Raw genomic sequence first — 19,748 nt, forward strand, 5'->3', positions numbered from 1 at the left:
TCTTTTTTATATTATTTTCTTAATTTTCCTGCTAAAAAGCCACTTGAAAAAGACCATTGAAGATTATATCCACCACAAGGTCCATCTATATTTACAACTTCACCACAAAAGTACAAACCATCTATTATTTTACTTTGCATAGTTTTTGAATCAATCTCTTTTAATTCAACTCCACCTCTTGTAATCATGGCATTTTTAAATCCCTCATGACCTATGATTGTAAAAGGTGTCCAAGCTAAAGTTTTGACCAATTTTTCTCTTTTAACACCTTCAATTTGTTTAAATCGTAAACTTGTATCTATTTGGCAAATATTTAAAATTTCAGTTGCAACACTAGTTGCAAGTAGAGTTTCTAAATTTTCTAAAATAGTATGTGTTGGATTTTTTGCTATTTCATTTTTTAGATGAGAAAAAATCTCTTCTTCATTTTTACCTTTCAAAAAGTTTATCAAAAGTGGAACTTCATTGTGTTTTGCTAAAATAGGAGTAATTTCTCTAGCAAAATCCAAAATAACTGGACCTCTTAAACCCTCTTTTGTGAAAATCAAATCACCTACAAGTTTTAGATTTTTATACTTTGGAATATTTACTTTTAAGATAGCTTTTGCGACTGTATCAGCCTTACAAGAAGCGAAATTTTTCTCTTTTGTCATTAGTGGCATCATAGCTGGATGAGTTGAAGTAATGCTATGACCAAAATCTTTTGCATAGATATATCCATCACCAGTTGCTCCTAAGATTGGATAACCTAAACCTCCAGTTGCAATAATGATATTTTTTGATTTATAGATTTTATCTTTTGAAGTTATGATAAAAATATCATTTTCTTTTTTTATAGTTTCAATAGCTACAGAACATTCAACATCTACACCAACTCTTTTTAATTCTTCATCTAAAGCACTTAGGATTATACTTGAACTGTGATTTACAGGAAATACTCTAAAACCATCTCTTGCTATTGTTTCAACTCCAATTTTTGCAAAAAAATCTCTTAAATCGCTTGCATTAAAAAGTTCCAAAGCATGACTCATAAAACGACCGTTTTTACCAAACTTTGCCATAAACTCTTCAGTTGATAGAGTATTTGTAAGATTACATTTTCCTCCGCCAGTAGCTTTTAGTTTAGCTGCAATTTTTGGAAGTTTTTCAAGAAGTAGTACCTTGTTATTTTCACTAGCACAACTAATACTGGCTAAGATTCCAGCAGGTCCGCCACCAAGTACGATACAATCATAAATATTATTCAAATTATTCTCTTTATTCATATTTTTTAAAAAAAGTAGGTTCTAAATATATCTGCTAAAATATATAACATAAGTAATGTAAAAATTATTTTATTATAATTCATTTAAATCCTAAAAATCCATAATCAAAGAAGTCAAAAACTTTCTATCTGTTTTTTCTTTTTCAGTTTTATTTATATGGTCAAGCCTATAGCTAACTCCCAAAGATAGATTTTGTGTCATTTTTACAGCCAATGATGATTCACTTGAAATAAAATATTTATCGCTATCTTCTATAGAAATTAGATAATTTAGCATCTGTTTAAATTCTAAATTTTCATTTATTTTATGCCTATAATTTAGTTCACTTCTTGGTGCAACATATTCATCTTTTTTGGAACTATTATATTTATCAAAAGCATAATCTAATCCTACATGAATATCCAAATTTTGAATTTCATTTTCAAAAAAATTATATCCAATACCAGGACCTATATTTAATCTATAATCATAATCAGAAAATTGATCTTTCACATAATTTGCTCCAATATATGAATAAATTTTTTCACCTAACATATGATAATAATCTATTTCAATATCATATTTATTAGCTGATTTTTGTTCATTATTTTCACTATATAAAACACTTCCTTTTGCTTTAAAACTTCCTTTTCCTGTTATTTTTGTAGTGCTTTCAAGTTTTGCGGAAAAAGTATTTGTATTACTATTTCCACTTGTTTTAACGTAAGATAACTCTAAATGCCTATCAAAATGTAAAGCAAAAGAAGAAGTTGTAATAATAAATAAAAAAGAGATTTGTTTTATAAAACTCTTCATTAATTACTCCTTAGCTGTTGTCTTTTATTAGCTTTTGATACATCTTTTTGAGCAAAATCATAAGTTTCTGGAATAATTTTTTTCAAAAATGGAGGAATTTTTCTTCCACCAACTTTCATAACATCTTCTAAAATTGTATTTGCAATTAACTCTTTATCATGATTTTTTGACATATATTCAAATAAAAATTCTGCCATTCTATCAAGGGAAATCTTATAAGTTGATTCACTTCTTTTATATAACCATTTTGATAAATCATAGAAATTTTCAAACACTTTTCCATCTTCAAAAAGTAAAGCTGTTGTTTTTTGGAAATTTCCACTGTTATATACAATATCCCAAAATCTAGCAAATCTTTTCATCTCTTGCATTTGTGAAAAACTAATCAAATCATTTTGTAAAATATCATAAGGAGGTGAATCATTATAAACCATACCATATATTTTATCATGCCTATCAAGAGTAGTCCCAGATAGTTTTTTCAAAATTCCAACTTGAATCTCTCCTGTTGAAAGAGTATAGAGTTGATTTAGATTTTTTCCAAAACTCTCAATACTTTCACTAGGAAGCCCAATAATCAAATCTATATGCATATGAGCGTGTGTTTCTTGTGATAAAAATCTTAAATTATCTTTGATTTTATCTATTTTTAAATTTCTTCTTATCTCTTTTGCAACATCTAAATTTAGAGTTTGAATACCAACTTCAAGTTGTAAACATCCCTCTTTAAACTGCTTAATTAAATCTCTTAATTCTTCTGGGAAATTATCAGGTATAACTTCAAAGTGTAAAAAATAATCCTCTTTTTTTGCTAAAAAATAGTTCAAAATAGCCTTTGCATAAGAGATTTTGATATTAAAAGTTCTATCAATAAATTTAAAACTTCTAGCACCTCGAATCCATAATTTTTCGATTTGTTCTAAAAAAATATCAATATCTAAATATCTCATTTTTGTCTCAATTGATGAAAGACAAAATTCACACTCAAAAGGACAACCTCTTGCATTTTCAACATAAATATGTCTATTTTTTATATCAAAATCTGTGTAATCATCATAAGGTAAAGCTATTTTTTCAAAATCAACTTTTGGCGAATTTATAACTCGTGATTGAGTACAATTCCCCTCTAAAAGTTCTTTACAAAGGTTGTAAAAGCTAACTTCTCCTTCTCCACAAATAATATAATCAGCCATATCAAAATTTACTCTAAGAGGTGTATAACTAACTTCAGGACCTCCTAAAATTACCATTGTATTTGGAGATACTTTTTTTATTACTTTTACAAGTTCTCCAACATCAAAAGCATTCCATATATAAACAGCAATTCCTATAATCTTTGGTTTTTTTTCTAGGATTTGTTCTGCTATTGTTTGAACTGATGAGTTTATTACAAACTCTAATATTTCTGCTTGTTCTTTTAATTCTTTTAAATTTGCTATTAAATATCTCAATCCTAAAGAGGTATGAGAATATCTTGCGTTTAGTGTAGTAAGTATTATATTTTTCATTCGCGATTGTAACACAAAGTTATTGATATTAACTTTTCATAAATCAATCTTAAATATACTTGCACCATTATTTTAAAGGAGAGTTATGTTAGAAAATACATTTTCAAGATTTAGAGTAATCTCTATTATAGAGGGAATCTCTTATTTAATTTTAGTTTTAATAGCAATGCCACTTAAATATATATTTGATTATCCATTAGCTGTAAAAATTGTAGGAATGACGCACGGAATACTTTTTATTCTTTTTGTATTAACTTTAGCATTAGCAGCTAATAGATATAGATGGAGTTTGGCTTTAAATATTAAATTGTTTATTTATTCATTAATACCATTTGGGTTTATTCCAATTGAAAAAATCATTATGAAAAACCCACCAAAAACTCAAGAGATTTAATATTAAGGTTAAAAAACCTTAATATTTTTATTTTCCACCATTTGTAATAGTGTACAAATCAATATCTGCGATATTTACAGGATAACTTTGTTGGTCTTTTGTAAAACTTTGACTTTCATCAGGAGCTAATTCTGAATACTTTTTAGTAGAATCTGTTTCATTCAATGCTCCACCTCTTAAATTTATTTCTAAATAACTATTTTTCATATCTGTAATATCTATATCTAAACTAAACTCTTTTGTAGCTTTTGGGTCTGTCCAGTTTTCATCCCAACCTTCAACCATTAGATATTCAGCTTTTACATTTTTTCCTAACATACCACTATAAATTTCATTTCCAGCTGTATAATAATCAATTTTATCAAAGCTCTTAGTATTATGTGCTTTTATTTTTGAAGCATCTTTTAGTTGAGGGAAAGATACAGCAATTCCTCCCGCTGAAATAACTTCCATATTTGGAGTATATTTAAAAGAAACTCTTAAAAGATTATCATTTATTAATTCATAACTAGAAGTAACTTGAGTATTAGCACCACTAATCCCATCATAAGATAAAGTATCATAATTTTTAGATGGGAATTCTAATTCTTTTTCATCTAAAGCTTTGATTCCATTTATATAAATTCCATCTGTTTTTAATTCTGTTTCAAATCTTTTTATATTTTTGTCTTCTGTATCAACAAAAGTAAATTTAACATCACTTTTACTTAAATCATTTATTAAATTTGTTGCAGATTCATTATCCATATCAACTGTAAATTTAATAACTTCAAAGATATCTTTTATAGATTTTATATCTTTTATAGAAGGAATATTTTTATTTAGTGAAAGTGTTGCATCATATTTTAAAGTATCAAAATATTTTTTTTCTGAAATTACATAATTAGTTGCTTCACCTTTTGAAGATAAAGTAATACTATTTTGAGATAATGCTTTTAAAAACTCATCATATTGTTTTTCAAAATTTACATTATTTGAATATAAAGAATCCATCATCTCTTCATATTTTTTAAATGGAATTTTATCAAAACTTATATCCATTGATGTTTTATTTAATATAGCAGTTTTTCCAACAACAACTTCATCAAAAGAAATCTTACTATTTCCTGAAATATTCTCTTTATCTATTAAAGAGTTAGAATCCATAGTTAAATTTTTAATTTTAAATGACTCCTTTGCATCTGCAAATTCTAAGTTTCCTATATTAATTTTTGAAGTTTTTTTATCTTTATTTGAAACATAATCCATATCTATATTGTCTATAACTAAACTACCTTTTGTATAAGCGTCATTATATACATCAGAAATTTTAACTAAACCGATTTTCATATTAGATTTGTTTCCAAAAATATCTCTAAATGTAAAAAATGCCTTATTTGGAATCACAAAATTTATATCAGAAAGTTTATAATTTCCTTTTTCATCAATATTCAAATGTAATTTTTTCTCTTTTAATAATTCATCAAACCAAACTTTTTGAGTATTTGCATAATAAGAGTAAGTTTGTGCTAAATTATAAGTAGTTCTTGTAGATAATTTAGTCAAATAAACATTTAAATCAAGCTTTGAAGTTATATTATTAATTACAAAATCATAATCAAAAGTAACTCCTTCAAATAATTCATCTTTTGTAGTTCTATCAAGTAATAAAAACTGTTTTTCTAAAGATTTTTTTAAATCCTTATCTTCAATCTCATTAAACAAATATGAAGCTACTTTATCTGGATAGATAACTTCTATCTGACCACTTCCAAAAGTTTTAAATTTTTGTGAATTTTGTTCATGTTTTACAACAAACCCATTGCTATTCAGCTCTGCTATTTTAGATTCAATTTTGCTACTTACAACAAATTTAAATCCTAAGCACCCTACAAAAATAGTTACTAAAACAATAACTATTCCTAAAAAAATCTTTTTCATACTTTTCCTTTTAAAATTTATAAAAATAATATTATATCGAATTTATTTACACTTTATATTTGGTCTATAAACTTTTATATTTGTATAACCTTCGCTATCTCTTAAATATTGTGCATGTAATTGACTCATTATTCCTTTTTCACAATAGAACAGATAAGTTTTATCTTGAGATAGTTTTTTTAACTCATTTTTCAACTCATAAAATGGAATTTTTAAAGTTTCACATGAAGTTTCTATACAATCAGAAGTTTGTCTAATATCTATAACAGTATAATCTCCACTATTTAAATCAGTAACTATCTCCATTTGCCCTATTTCATTTACATCTTGGTCTATTTCATCTACATTTACAAAAACTGTTTTTTTAACAGCTTCATCTAAAATAGAGTAATCAAAAGCATTTGCCTCTTTTTCCATTCTTTCATAACTTCCATGGGTTACTGGATTTTTTGAAATTACGCCACAATATTCAGGCATAGATTCAGCAAATCTTCTTGTTCCTATCTTATTAGCTATATCAATAATATCAGGTTTACTCATCATTGCAAGTGGTCTTAAAACAAGTTTATTTGTACATTGGTCAATCAATGCTAGATTTCTTAATGTCTGACTTGAAACTTGAGCAACACTCTCTCCTGTTACTAAAGCATCAATACCTAAACTATCAGCTATTTTTTCACTTGCTTTTAACATAAGTCTTTTTAACATAACTCCCATATAAGGTTGACTTACACTTTTAAAAATCTCTGTTACTACATCATCAAAAGGTACACTAATAAATGAAACCCTATGAGAACTTCCAAATTTATTCCATAAATAATAAGCTACTTGTTTTACCCCAATTTCATGAGCAATTCCACCAAGATTAAAGAAAATAAAGTGTGTTTTAATTCCTCTTTTCATTGTAAGATAAGAAGCAACTGTTGAGTCAAATCCACCTGACATCAAAGATAATATACTTCCTTGTGTTCCAATAGGAAAACCTCTTAATCCCAAATGCTTTTGAGTAATAATATTTAATTGAGAGTGTTCAAGTTCAATAAGAATAGTAACATCAGCATTTTTTAAAGCAACACCTTTTGTTTTTCCTTCATTCATAGCAAGCATGTATCCACCAACAGTTTTTTCAATATCCATTGATTTAAACTCTTGTGTTCCTGTTCTTTTTGCTCTTACAACAAAAGTTTTACCGATGATTTCATCTTTCATAACTTCATTTACTTTTTCTTTTATATCATCTAAACTACTCATATTATCTATTTGAATAGCTTCTAAAATTTGCTCAATACCTGGAGTATCAAGTAATTTTATTCTCACTTGTTCAACCACTTCAATTGGACAAATAATTTCTACTTTATCAAAAAATTTTTTTATTTGTATCTCTTTTGAAATTTTTGTTAGCATATTATTTAGGTTATTATAAACCTGAGCTATCATTTGTCTTTTTGCTGTTGTTCCTTTTATCATAATTTCTGTGAAATATTTGATGATAAACTTTTGAGTTTTGATTTGAGATTTATCCATTTTCTAAGAAGACCTTTTGTTTTTATTATGTTAGATTATAACATAAGAGGGATTATATGAACTTTTTGACATAATAATTTTTCATTTATAAAAAAGGATAAAAATGGATATTGATACACTTGAAGATTTAGCAAAAGAGTTAAAAAATGATGAAAATGAGAATGTTTTAGCACTTTTTGAAGAGTATGCAAAAACAAATAATATGAAAGAAGAAGAATTAGAACAAATACTTTCAAAAAAATATGACTGTTTTAAATGTGAAAGTTGTAATAAATTCTATTGTTATGATGAATACTCATATTTTGATGAAGAGTGTATTTATTGTTGTGATACAGATGCGGAAGAGGAAGAAGAGTACTAAAATAAAATTATCTTTTTATTACAAAATGCAATAAAATCAAAATAAAGAAAAATTCTTTTCTATAATTCCATAATATTAATAAAAGGTAAAAAAATGAATATTTGTGGAATTGAATTAAAAGCTAACAATACAATTTTAGTTGTGTTAAATAATAATAAATATATTGATATTAAAATAAAAAAAATTAGTTTAGAAGATGATGAAAAACAAGAAGATATTAGAAAGTTTTGTAATGAATTTTTGGATTTTTTACAAAAAAATCAAATAGAAAAGATATTTATAAAAAAAAGAGCAAAAAAAGGTGCTTTTTCAGGTGGTGCTGTAACTTTTAAAATGGAAGGATTAATTCAACTAAATCCACATTGTGAAGTTGAATTAATATCTTCTAATACTATTAGTGCTTTTGAAAAGAAAAATCAAATAGAGTTCCCAAAAGAGTTAAAAAAATATCAAGAGCAAGCTTATTTAGTAGCTAAAGTTTTATCAACTTGAAAATTTTTTAAAACTTTTTTATATCTATTTTCGCTGTTACATTGAATCAACAACATATCATTCTCTTCTAAAATAGTAGAACCTGTTGGTTTTATGTATTCACTCTCTCTTTTTATCAAAAGAATTAGAAAATCAGCTGGTAAATTTAACTCAACAATACTTAATCCTATAACTTTTGAATTCTCTTCTATATAAAATTGTTTTAAAGTATGATAGAAAAGTGGAGAAGCGACAACATTTTCAGGTTTGAAATCTTTACTTTTTGATTCAACTTTTAATAACTTCGCAACAAAAGGTAAAGTTGCTCCTTGAATTAAGATAGAAAATAATACTACGAAAAATACAATATTAAAAATTAGATTAGATTGTTCAAATCCTTGTAAATAAGGATATGTAGCTAAAATAATAGGAACAGCACCTCTTAGTCCAACCCAAGAGATAAAAGTTCTTTCTTTTAAACTAAATGAACTAAACATTGTACTTAAAAAAACTCCAGCTGGTCTTGCTACAAACATCAACCAAAAAGCAATAGCTAAACCATAAAGAGCAACATCAGGAAGTTGAGAAGGAAATACCAAAAGTCCTAAAGCTAAGAAAACAGCAATTTGCATAATCCATGATAAACCATCATGAAAACCAATTAGATTTTTTTTGTGTACAAACTCTTTTGTATTTGCAACAATTCCAGCAAGATAAACAGCTAAAAATCCATTTCCCCCAAGCATAGAAGAAGAAGCAAATAAAAATAAAACCCATCCTATTGTAAATACAGGATAAAGCCCATAAAAGCTTAAATGTATTCTATTTAAAATAGGAGGTAGTAAATACCCAAAGACAAAGCCTAAAGCTCCGCCAATTAAAAACTGTAAAAAAAATGTTCCAATCCATTCAATTGCTGAAGAACTTTGAGGTAACATCAAAATTTGTAAAATAGCAACTGTTAGAAAAATTGCCATAGGATCGTTACTTCCTGATTCTAGTTCTAAAAGAGGACCTAACTTTTTCTTTAAAGCAATTCCTTTTGCTCTTAATATTGCAAATACAGCCGCTGCATCAGTTGAAGATACGATAGCTCCTAAAAGCAAGGCTTCTAAAAAAGTAAAATCAAGTAGATAATAAACACAAATAGCAACAAAAAAAGCAGTTAAAGAAACTCCCAAAGTAGCAAGTATTAAACCATCTTTTAATACAGGTTTAATAGCTTTCCAAGCTGTATCTAATCCTCCACCAAATAATATAAATATTAAAGCTAAAGTTCCAATATTTTGAGCTAACTGTACATTATCAAAATAGATTCCAAGTATTCCATCAGAACCTGCTAACATTCCAAGACCTAAAAATATAAATAAAGAAGGAATTCCAAAACTAGTAGAGAGTTTACTAGCAGCAACACTTAAAAGCATTAAAAAAGCTGTTATTAGTAAATATAGTTCTATAGAGTCCATAAAATCCTTCTTTGTTATCTGTAAATAATAAAAATTATATCAGAAAAAATTTAAATTAAAATAATCTATAAAGTTGATAATATTTCTACCTTATGCTAGAATAAATAATATTTAATCAAAGGAGTTTTTCGTGACTAATAGTAAACTTTTATTAGCTACAGATTTTTCTAAAAAAAGTTTTAAAATTATCAAAAATGTTTTAAAATATATAGAAAATAAAGAAGATGAATTATTTATAATTCATGTTATTGAAGATAAATTATTTCAGGAAAAAATAGATATAGAAATAGCTAAAACAGAGGGTTTTAAATTATTAAAGAAAAAATTTCCTATTTTAAAAGAGGAACAATTTATATGTGTTGAGGGTGATTTAGAAGAACAAATTGCACTTTATACTGAAAAGTTAATGATTTCATTTACTATTTTAGGAAATAGTAAAAAAAATGATTTTATATATAGTTTTTTTGAAAATTCAAACACAAAAGATATAGTTAGAAATCTTAAAACTTTAAATTTAATAATAAAATCAAAAGATGAAATCTCTTTTAAAAATATTTTGATTCCTAGTGATTTATCACCTGAATCAAAAAAATATATTTATGAAGTAAGTTCAGCTTTTCCTGAAGCTAAAATAAAAATATATTATTCTTACTCTTTACCTTATGAAAGAGGTTATAATTTTAATTTAAATAAAAAAGAGATAAGTGAATATCAAAAGGAAATCAAAAAAGATTTAATCAAAGAAGCAGAAGATTTTTTTAATTCTTTAGAAATTACAAATAAGAAAAAACTTATTATAAAAGAGGGTATTTTAGATGTTAAAAAACTTTTAAAAGATTCAAAAGATTTAAAAACTGACCTTTTAGCTATTCATACAACAGGATTTTTTAGCTTTTTTGCCTTTTATTTAGTTGAATATTCAAAAACAAATATTTTAATTAAAAAAGTAAACTCATAGAGTTTAATAATATAAAAGCAAAAAGCTTTTATATTATTATTTTTTTAAATTCATAATTATGCTATAACTCATAACAGTAATCATAGGAAACACTGAAGCAAATGCTATAAGTCCAAATCCATCCATTAAAACATTTCTACCTTCAATATTTGTAGCTAAAAATATTCCAAAAGCTGTAACAATAGGAACTGTAATTTCAGAAGTTGTAACACCTCCTAAATCAAAAGCAAAAGCAACTATCTGTTTTGGAGCAAAAATAGTTAAAATAACAACTATACTATATAAAATAGTTATCAAAAGCCAAATATTATAACCATTTACAATTTTATATGCCCCAAATAAAATACCAAAACCAACACCAATAGCAACAAGAAATCTAATAACAATCACATTTAATCTAACACTTGACATTCTATCAGCTTGTTTTATAACAGCAACCAAAGCAGGTTCTGCCATAGTTGTTCCAAAACCAATTAAAAATGCAAATAAATAGATAAAAAATACATTTTTCATTTGAACTAAATTTCCAGCTATTGATTCTCCAATAGGAAAAAGTCCTAGTTTTATTCCAACAATAAATCCATATAAACCAATAACTAAAAATATAAATCCAAAAATAACTCCTGAAATATTTGCCAAAGGTTTTTTAATAACTAAATATTGAAATATTAAAATTGTAGCAATTATAGGCACTAAATTTAGAAAAGTTTTAAATAAATCAGTAATTACCTTGATTATTGTAAAACCCTCTTCATAATGTGCTTCATCTTCTACAATTGAAACAAATTCTATAGCCTGAGTTCCAAAATCACTTCCAAGTGCAAATATCCCATAAAGTTGAATACTAATCATTGGAGTAATAGCAGCAAGTGCTACAAATCCAAAACCATCTTTTAAAACACTTCTTCCTTGAAGTGCCGAAGCTATTCCTATACCTAAAGCTACAATCAATGGAACTGTTGCAACATTTGTAGCAACTCCTCCTGAATCATAAGCAAGTCCAATAATAGCTGGTGGTGTAAAATATGTGATTACTAAAACCATCACATATCCAACTACAATAATAACTGCTATATTCCAACCTAAAATAGTTCTCACTATTCCAAAAGCTGTAATTAACCCAACGCTTATAGCAATAATCAATCTTAAGGTTAATGGGTCCAAAGCCCCTTTTGATATCTCTCCTGCTTGAGAAGCAACAGCTATAATCGCAGGTTCTGCAATAGAAGCACTAAATCCCAAAGAAAAACCAAATAAAGCAAATAAAAATATGGATTTTCTCTCCAAAAATTCACTTGAAAGATTATTTCCTAGAGGGAAAATTCCTATTTCTAAACCCATCAAAAAAAATGTAACTCCAATAATTACGATAAAAAAACCTATGCAAATAGAGATTACATTTTCAGGTACACTTTGAAATACAAATAATTGAAACCCTACAATAATCAAAAGAATAGGAATTAAATTAATAGTAGATTCAATAAAAGTATGTCTAAATTGCTTTATTAAATCAGACAATTTTTATTCCACCCAAGTCATTAAATAGTTTGTTAAATCAGTGATTGATAAAACTCCTAAAAGTTCATTATTATCTGTTACTACCACTCTTTTTATATTATGTTCAATCATTATTTTTGCAGCATATTTCACATCTATTTTAGAAGATACACTAAAAGCTGGTTTATTATATAAATCATATACATTTAATAATTCTATATCTCCATCTTCAGCAACTATCGCTTTTAAGATTTGTGTATTTGTAATAATCCCATAAGCATCTGAAGGTGAATTTTTATCAACAATTAAAACTTTTAAATTTTTCTCTTTCATAAGTTTTAATGCCTCTTTTAAAGTAGCGTATGGTTTTATCGTTGTAACATTTTTTTTCATCAATTCTTCAACTAACATTTTTTTCCCTTATAAATCATCTTCTTTTTTTATTGTATCTTCAAATTTTCTTAAAACTTCCCTATCTAATCCAACGATATGAGAAATTGGCATGGTAAAAGCTACGCAACTAAGTTCATCATCTAAAATCATTTTATTAATAGCTCTTAATACTTTTTTAGACAACTTTTCTTCCAAAACGTAATTAACAATTGTTTGATTTCCCTCAAAAGTCAAAGAAAAAAAGCTTTTTTTACTTCCTGAACTACTTCCTCTTCCTTGAATTACAGTAGCTCCATCAGCACCACAATCTTTCGCAATATTCTTTATAGCATCTTCATTTTCAGCAGATGTTATAACCATTAAATTAACAAATTTCACTTTTAATCCTCTAAAATTTTATAAATGATTACATCTTTTGTTGAGTGTTCCAATAAATCAAAAGAGAAAATACTAAAACTACTACTAACAGATAAACTTAATAAATCAATAGTTTTATACTCTATTGATTCATCAACCATAGATTTAATATCAATAAATTTTTTTGCTTTTTTAAAAATTTTAATCTCTTGAGGTATATTTAAACTCTCTACAAATTTATTTAATTCTAGTTCCGCTTCTGTAGCATAAAAATCTACAAAATCATGAACTTCATCATCATCAAAACCATACAACTTAATTCTATCTTCAAAAAATGTTTTATAATAATGCTCTATATGAAAATTAGCTTCAGGGAAAAGATTAACTAAATACTCAATATTTTTTTTTGAAGATTCTGATAAATCCGTAGGTATTAAAATATTTTTGTAATTTGGAGTATCTTCTGTTTTTATAACTAATACTGGTAAATCTACTTTTCTAATAATTGAATTTAAATTTGAACCATTAAAAATATCTTCAAAAAAAGTTCTCTCTCTTTTAAAACCAACTATAACTGTTGAAATATTATTTTTTGATATGTGTTCTTTTATTATTTCTATAAAATTTCCACATTTACAATAAATATTTGCATTGTTTTCATAGTACTCTTTTAATATCTCTTTACTTCTTTCCAAAGAACATTCTGTTTTTTCTTTGAAAAATCTCAAAAATGATTCATCCTCAATATGCAAAACGTCCAATTCTTTATTATATTTATTTGCTAAAAATATTGATTTTTTTGCAATAGTTGATGTAAATTCTCTAAGATCATTTAAAACTAATAATCTACTTTTATTCATTAGATATTCCTTTTATTACATTTAGCTAGATTCTAAAACAAAAAAGTTAACAAATAGTTATTTTTTATAAAAAAACAAAATAAATTAAATTAAAATTTCCAAAAGAAACTAAAATACAAAAGCTATATCAGAAATACCAATATTATATATATTTATTTTTACGCCATCACTATCAACAACACTATATGAAATAATAAGCTCATTTGGATTTTCTATTGTTTGATTTTTTTCTACAAAATCCACATATTTATCATAATCAATGATACTATAAATAAATTTTGCCTTTTGTTTAAATTTTTCATTATTTATATATTTTTCATAAACATCTTTATATACTTCAACATCATATTTATCATAAAAATTCTTTTTATACATCAACTCACAATATGACTCTTTTTTAAAATCTTTTGATGCATAACTTAGATAATCATCAGCAATTATAGCAATCAAATCTTCTTGTATCTCAAATAAATTGTATTTTTTATATCCATTTTCATCAGATATTAAAGAAGTTGTTCTAATCATAATTTTGTTTCCTTATGTTTATTTTTATTATAACACAATATAAATTTATGTTTATATTTTTCAAATATGTATAATTTATTTTAATTTATATATTATACAAATTATATAAATATTTTTTGATTATAAATTTAAAATTTTAAGATAATTTTTGATGCTTTTTTAAAAAAATTATTTTTTATAAAATAACCTATATTATAGCTATTTAAAATATTTTTATTACATAATGTATATCTATAAATATATTTTAAATATATAAATTTTGTATATATTTTATTTTTATATAAAGTAGTTTTTTCTTCATCTTTTTTACTTTACATAAATTGATGATATATTTGCCCTATACTAATACCTGAATCATTTGATGGAACATCAACATTAAAGTAAAAAATCCTACCCTCTTCTTGTAATTTATCAATCAAAAGTTCAAGTAAAATTTTATTTTGAAAAACTCCTCCACTTAAAATAACTGGAAGATTTTTGTAAGAATTTGAAATTTCTAAAATTATATTAACAAGAGTATTTATAAATTTTGAACAAATAGTTTTTTTATCTTTTTCTTTTATTATTTCTCTTATCATAGGTTTAATATCTATAGTTTTTTCCAAAATTTCATAAGAAAAACAAGCATTTATAGAACTATCATAATTTAACTCGATTTGAAGCCCTGTTTCACCCTCATAAGTTTGAGTGTGTAAAATATCTGCAAAAGATGAGATAGCATCAAATAAACGACCTATAGAGCTACATAAAGGTGCATTTAAACCCTTTTGCCACATTGTATGTAAAGTTTTGATTTGGGTATGACTAAATGCTTTTGTTGTAGGAATATCTAAATTTAATATCTCTTCTAAAGTAAAAATATCAAATAACAAAGATAAAGCTACTCTTTTTGGCTCTTTAATGGCTATTTCTGTACCTAATAGCTTAAAATACTCTATATGCTTAATTCGTTTATACTCTTTTCTCGAGGCTATTAAAACTTCACCTCCCCAAATATTCCCATCTTCACCAAAACCAGTTCCATCAAAAGCGAAACCCAAAACCTCTTCATCAAGAGAATTTTCAGCCATTACAGAAAGAATATGGGCATAATGATGTTGAACTTGTACCAATTTTATATTTGGATTTTCTTCTTTTAGTTTAAAAGCAAATTTTGTTGATTCATAGTTTGGATGTTTATCACAAATCACAACATCTGGTTTAAAATTATAAAAATTTTTAAATGTTTCTATTGTACGAATAAAATATTCAATTGATTCAATAGAGTTTAAATCTGCTATATAAGGAGATAAAATTAAATTATTTTCAAAAGCCAAACTTATTGTTGATTTTTGATTTGCTCCAAGAGATAAAATCTTTTTGTCTAATTTTTCATTTAATTTTATTAGTGTTGGAGCATATCCTCTAGCGTTTCTTAATTTGATATTATATTTTTTAACAACTTGTATAATAGAATCATCACAACTATTTACAATCTCTCTATTATAATCAAGAACAAAATCTATAATATCTACTAGTTTAGTAAAAATATCTTCTTTAGTCTTTATAATTGGTTCATCTTTTAAGTTTGCACTGGTTGCAATAAGGGGTTTATCTATATATCTAAACAATAAATGATGTATTCCTGTATAAGCTATAAAACATCCTAATTTATTTACATTTGGAGCAACAAAAGAAGATATTGAGCTATTTTCTTTTTTTTCCAGAAGAACTATAGGTTTCTCTTTTGAAGTCAAAATCTTTTCTTCTTCCAAATTTAGATTTGTATAATTTTTAATACTATTAATATCTTTAAACATTAGAGCGTAAGGCTTAGTTGGTCTATTCTTAATACATCTTAACATATTTACAACTTTATCATTTGTTGCATCACATATTAGGTGAAAACCACCCATTCCTTTAACAGCTAAAATATATCCTTGATTGATTAAATTAGCAGTTTTTTTAATAGCTTCTAAATTGTATGATATTTTTATATTATTTTTGTCATGCAAAGTTAAATTTGGTCCACAAACTTCGCAAGAAACAGGTTGTGCATGATATCTTCTATTTAAAGGATTTTTATATTCATCTTTACATTTTGGGCATAATAAAAACTCTTTCATAGAAGTATTACATCTATCATAAGGAACTGTATTAATAATAGAGTATCTAGGACCACAATTTATACAATTTGTTAAAGTATAATTGTATCTATGATTAGACACATCATTGATATCTTCTATACATTCATCACAAATTGCTATATCAGCAGATATGATAGTTGACTTATTATTTGTATTTAAACTTTGTTTAATTTCAAAGCTTTTAAACTCTTCTAAAAAAGTTATTTCTTCTATATTTATTTCATTTATTTTTGAAAGTTTTGGAGGGTTTTGTTTTAGTTCTTCTATAAATAAATTTATATTTGAATAAGAAGCATAAAGTAAAATATTTACACCCTTATCATCGTTATTAACCCACCCTTTTATGTGATGTTTTAAAGCAAGATTATAAACAAAAGGTCTAAATCCTACACCTTGGACTATACCTTTTATTTGTAGTTTAAAAGTTCTCATATAAACCTTTCAGATATTTTAATAATCTAAAGGATACTCTTTAGGAAGGATAATATTGTAGTTTTTACTCAATGTTTTTGTAGTTTTAGATAATAAAATAGAGTTTGCAAACATATTTCCACAAAAAACAACATCTTTCGCTTTTGTCTCTTTTGCTATTTCATTTACATAATTACAAATAAACTCACTTAAACTCTCATAAAAAGAGTATATAAGTGTCACATTATCAACATCTGCCATTTTATAAGCCATTATTGATTGTACTATTCTTCTATAATCTAAATAATTCACCCCATCAAGATTTACAAGTTTCATATCTATTTGTATTCCACTTGAAAGATTAGTACTTAAAGCTATATCTTCAAACTCTTTGGCATTGCTAATAGATAAAACCTTAGCACACATATTTATGATTGATTCAAAACCATTAGTATTGCTTGAAACTTCCGTTTCTAAAATATTTGGAAACTTTTTACTAAAGTTTGTAATCAATCTAGCACAATGTTCATCTATATCCATTATCTCTTCAAAACAATTCTTTATGCTATTGTGGATATTTGGAATAGATATAACCTCTTTTATACCCTTTGTTGGTATGTTTATACTAATTGAGCTATTTTTTGCGTTTAAAGAGAAATATACACCAATAGTTGGTATTAATCTTTTTGCAGTTTGAGCTAAAATAGCCTTATAAACTCCACCGTTTTCTAAAAAATACTCTTTTGATGAGTTAAATTTTTTCTTTGCAATAAAATCATATTTTGGGAATAATCCTTTATCTCCACAAATAATAATATTTTGTTCTTTGGTATATGTAACTTTTAATCCATCTTGATAAACTTCATCATTTGCATATAAAACATAATTTATACCCTGTTCTTTTAAAGCTCGTGCAAATAAAACTGTCTCTTTATCATCGGGTATTTTTGCATATATAAAGTTTGTTGATGAAAACTCTTTATTTGCATTTTTAAACATTTTAAATTTTAACTTTACTAAAGGTCGCTCAATTGAGCAAAGAAGCTGAAAATCTTTTATATTTAATTCAAAAATTTCATCAAGTTTTGATGTATCTGTTATTAAAAGTTTTATTTCATAACCTCTATTTTCAAACTCTTCTCTTAAATCTTTATTTGGTAAAAAAATATCTTTTAAACCATTATGAGTCTCAAATCTTGAAACTTCACCCTTTGTGATTTTTAATATATCATTTAAAAAATCTATATTGTTTTCTTCTATTATCTCTTTTATTGCTTCATTTGTTAATAAACTTAAATTTTGTTTTATTCCAAAATCTTCTAACTCTTCTAAACTCTCATCATAACTTTCAATAACATAAGAATTTCCAATAAATATAGAAACAGGAAGTTTCTTTTCTAAAAGTGCAAAAAAACTCTCAATATTTTGTGCTGTTTCTTCTAAAATAATTAAAATAAAACCTTTATATTGTTTACAAACACCATTTATGTTTGCCTCTTTTATTAAATCTTCAATAATATGTTTGAAGTATAAATTTGTAGTATTAAACTCTATTTTATAAATTAATTGCATGGGTAAAATCTTCTTCATTTGGAATTCTAGTTAAATGTTCTCCATTATAACTTCCTATCATACTTTTTACAACATCACTAATTGGTATATTATTTATTTTTTTAGCTTTTATACCAAGACTTTCTATCTCTTTTATACCATTTAAAATAAACTCTTCAAATTTATCTTCCATAGTTTTTGTAAGTCCTATCCCAACACTTATTATATCTTCTGGGATTATTCCTATAATTGTCACTGTTGCATGAGAATCTAAAACAGATACAATTTCTAACATCTCCACTATTTCAACCTCATGGGCTGTTTTTCTATAGTTTCCAAGTCCTAAAAGAACATCAGAAGGAAGTCTATAAATTCCTCCTACCTCATCTTCAATAGAAACTGTATCTAAAATAATTACATTATCATACTCTTGAAAATATGTCATTAATTTAAAGCCTAATGTTCCACCATCAATAATCTCTAAGGTTTCATCATCAAACTCGTAATTTTGTCTTATATACTCACTTGCATAAATTCCAATGCCTTCATCTTTAAAAAGCATATTTCCAACACCAATAACTATATTTTTCATAGTATTTATCCTTTATAACTCTTTTATAAATTTACTATTTAAACTTATAAAAAAGTTAAAGGACTAAGCTTTTGCTTAGTCCTTTTTATCTTCTTCTTTTACAAATTTACTTCCACCTATAACAATGGCTATATCGCCCTCTTTCCAAAAAATTGTTCTCCAAATTTGATAATAAATATGACACATTACCCAAACAAGTATAAAATACATTGAATAATGATGAGCAATTCTAACTCCCATATTTCCACCAAATACATAAAGTGTCCAATCTGTAACTAAATGAAGCATCCAAGGCCACCAAGTTCCAATTGAACTCTCCCCTGAAGCTAGACCATGTACATAAAGTTGAAGTCCTGTAAACAACATAAATACTAATAATAAATGGAAAATTGTAAAAAACACAATATTATAACTATCACTATGTGATGAATCAAATTTTTTTCTTCTATTAAAAGTAATTAAATTTAAAAATACTTCCCAAAATTCAACAATATTTTGTTTATTTGGAATTAATTTTTTATAAGGTTTTTCAAATCTTGAAAAGAAATATAAATAACCAACTATGATAGCAGTAACATCGAAGATAATTGCTGCCATAAAATGCCACCATCTATTCCAAGCCATTACATACTTATCCACTGCAGGATCAGCTATTAATGTTTGATAATAAGGGTAACCTATATATAAACCGGTTATAACTGCTATTATCATACATATAGCATTAGCCCAATGTATGATTCTCATAGTAGCAGTCATTCTTTTAACCTCTTTAAT

Annotated in this window: 19 protein-coding genes; 4 read left to right on the forward strand and 15 right to left on the reverse strand. The window is 25.5% G+C overall.

Annotated elements, in window-relative coordinates:
- Positions 1–11: 11 nt before the first annotated feature.
- The 3 genes from AAQM_RS08125 to AAQM_RS08135 all read right to left on the reverse strand — a co-directional run bounded on the left by AAQM_RS08125 (position 12) and on the right by AAQM_RS08135 (position 3,568).
- Positions 12–1,247 (reverse strand): BaiN/RdsA family NAD(P)/FAD-dependent oxidoreductase, encoded by a 1,236-nt coding sequence (locus AAQM_RS08125; RefSeq protein WP_129096166.1) that lies wholly within the window; start codon positions 1,245–1,247, stop codon positions 12–14.
- 108 nt (positions 1,248–1,355) lie between these two features.
- Positions 1,356–2,060 (reverse strand): DUF481 domain-containing protein, encoded by a 705-nt coding sequence (locus AAQM_RS08130; RefSeq protein WP_129096165.1) that lies wholly within the window; start codon positions 2,058–2,060, stop codon positions 1,356–1,358.
- Positions 2,060–3,568 carry a B12-binding domain-containing radical SAM protein gene (locus AAQM_RS08135; RefSeq protein ID WP_129096164.1) on the reverse strand — a complete coding sequence of 503 codons (1,509 nt, stop codon included), beginning with the start codon at positions 3,566–3,568 and terminating at the stop codon, positions 2,060–2,062. The genes AAQM_RS08130 and AAQM_RS08135 overlap by 1 nt, the downstream gene beginning before the upstream one ends.
- 85 nt (positions 3,569–3,653) lie before the next feature.
- Between AAQM_RS08135 and AAQM_RS08140 the strand changes: the two genes are divergently transcribed.
- Positions 3,654–3,962 (forward strand): DUF3817 domain-containing protein, encoded by a 309-nt coding sequence (locus AAQM_RS08140; RefSeq protein ID WP_129096163.1) that lies wholly within the window; start codon positions 3,654–3,656, stop codon positions 3,960–3,962.
- A 27-nt stretch (positions 3,963–3,989) separates the two neighbouring features.
- Here AAQM_RS08140 and AAQM_RS08145 read toward each other — a convergent pair whose 3' ends face one another.
- Together AAQM_RS08145 and thiI are read right to left on the reverse strand one after the other, a co-directional pair.
- Entirely contained in the window at positions 3,990–5,882 is a 1,893-nt protein-coding gene (locus AAQM_RS08145) for a YdgA family protein (RefSeq protein WP_129096162.1), read from the reverse strand.
- 42 nt (positions 5,883–5,924) lie between these two features.
- On the reverse strand, positions 5,925–7,406 hold the full coding sequence (thiI, locus tag AAQM_RS08150; RefSeq protein WP_129096161.1) for a tRNA uracil 4-sulfurtransferase ThiI: 1,482 nt from the start codon (positions 7,404–7,406) through the stop codon (positions 5,925–5,927).
- Between the two features lie 103 nt (positions 7,407–7,509).
- Between thiI and AAQM_RS08155 the strand changes: the two genes are divergently transcribed.
- Complete coding sequence (locus tag AAQM_RS08155; protein WP_129096160.1) at positions 7,510–7,767, forward strand: hypothetical protein; 258 nt, start codon at positions 7,510–7,512, stop codon at positions 7,765–7,767.
- 93 nt (positions 7,768–7,860) lie between these two features.
- A complete protein-coding gene (locus AAQM_RS08160; protein ID WP_129096159.1) occupies positions 7,861–8,259 on the forward strand; it encodes a DUF3010 family protein in 399 nt (132 codons plus the stop codon).
- Here AAQM_RS08160 and AAQM_RS08165 read toward each other — a convergent pair.
- The gene (locus AAQM_RS08165) at positions 8,229–9,704 is read right to left on the reverse strand and encodes a potassium/proton antiporter (protein WP_129096158.1); all 1,476 of its coding nucleotides are present in this window, start codon (positions 9,702–9,704) and stop codon (positions 8,229–8,231) included. The two genes, AAQM_RS08160 and AAQM_RS08165, sit on opposite strands and share 31 nt — an antisense overlap.
- Before the next feature lie 130 nt (positions 9,705–9,834).
- Here AAQM_RS08165 and AAQM_RS08170 point away from each other — a divergent pair, with 130 nt between their 5' ends.
- Entirely contained in the window at positions 9,835–10,662 is an 828-nt protein-coding gene (locus AAQM_RS08170; RefSeq protein WP_129096157.1) for a universal stress protein, read from the forward strand.
- Positions 10,663–10,698: 36 nt separating this feature from the next.
- Here the strand turns inward: AAQM_RS08170 and AAQM_RS08175 are convergent, their stop codons facing one another.
- The 9 genes from AAQM_RS08175 to AAQM_RS08215 form a co-directional block, all read right to left on the reverse strand.
- Positions 10,699–12,180, reverse strand: a complete 1,482-nt coding sequence (locus AAQM_RS08175; RefSeq protein WP_129096156.1) for a DUF1538 domain-containing protein — start codon at positions 12,178–12,180, stop codon at positions 10,699–10,701.
- 3 nt (positions 12,181–12,183) lie between these two features.
- Complete coding sequence (locus AAQM_RS08180) at positions 12,184–12,570, reverse strand: CBS domain-containing protein (protein ID WP_129096155.1); 387 nt, start codon at positions 12,568–12,570, stop codon at positions 12,184–12,186.
- Between the two features lie 9 nt (positions 12,571–12,579).
- A complete protein-coding gene (locus AAQM_RS08185; protein ID WP_129096154.1) occupies positions 12,580–12,930 on the reverse strand; it encodes a P-II family nitrogen regulator in 351 nt (116 codons plus the stop codon).
- A gap of 2 nt (positions 12,931–12,932) precedes the next feature.
- Positions 12,933–13,769 (reverse strand): universal stress protein, encoded by an 837-nt coding sequence (locus tag AAQM_RS08190; protein ID WP_129096153.1) that lies wholly within the window; start codon positions 13,767–13,769, stop codon positions 12,933–12,935.
- 108 nt (positions 13,770–13,877) lie between these two features.
- A complete protein-coding gene (locus tag AAQM_RS08195) occupies positions 13,878–14,294 on the reverse strand; it encodes a hypothetical protein (protein WP_171920696.1) in 417 nt (138 codons plus the stop codon).
- A gap of 311 nt (positions 14,295–14,605) precedes the next feature.
- Positions 14,606–16,852 carry a carbamoyltransferase HypF gene (hypF, locus tag AAQM_RS08200; protein WP_171920697.1) on the reverse strand — a complete coding sequence of 749 codons (2,247 nt, stop codon included), beginning with the start codon at positions 16,850–16,852 and terminating at the stop codon, positions 14,606–14,608.
- Between the two features lie 18 nt (positions 16,853–16,870).
- The gene (locus AAQM_RS08205) at positions 16,871–18,421 is read right to left on the reverse strand and encodes a Kae1-like domain-containing protein (protein ID WP_228722691.1); all 1,551 of its coding nucleotides are present in this window, start codon (positions 18,419–18,421) and stop codon (positions 16,871–16,873) included.
- Positions 18,387–18,974: a hydrogenase maturation protease gene (locus AAQM_RS08210; RefSeq protein WP_129095656.1), complete on the reverse strand. Its 588-nt coding sequence runs from the start codon at positions 18,972–18,974 to the stop codon at positions 18,387–18,389. Before AAQM_RS08210 ends, AAQM_RS08205 begins: the two co-directional genes overlap by 35 nt.
- A gap of 75 nt (positions 18,975–19,049) precedes the next feature.
- Complete coding sequence (locus AAQM_RS08215; RefSeq protein WP_129095693.1) at positions 19,050–19,730, reverse strand: cytochrome b/b6 domain-containing protein; 681 nt, start codon at positions 19,728–19,730, stop codon at positions 19,050–19,052.
- Positions 19,731–19,748: the final 18 nt, after the last annotated feature.

The sequence above is a fragment of the Arcobacter aquimarinus genome (assembly GCF_013177635.1).
Taxonomy (GTDB): domain Bacteria; phylum Campylobacterota; class Campylobacteria; order Campylobacterales; family Arcobacteraceae; genus Aliarcobacter; species Aliarcobacter aquimarinus.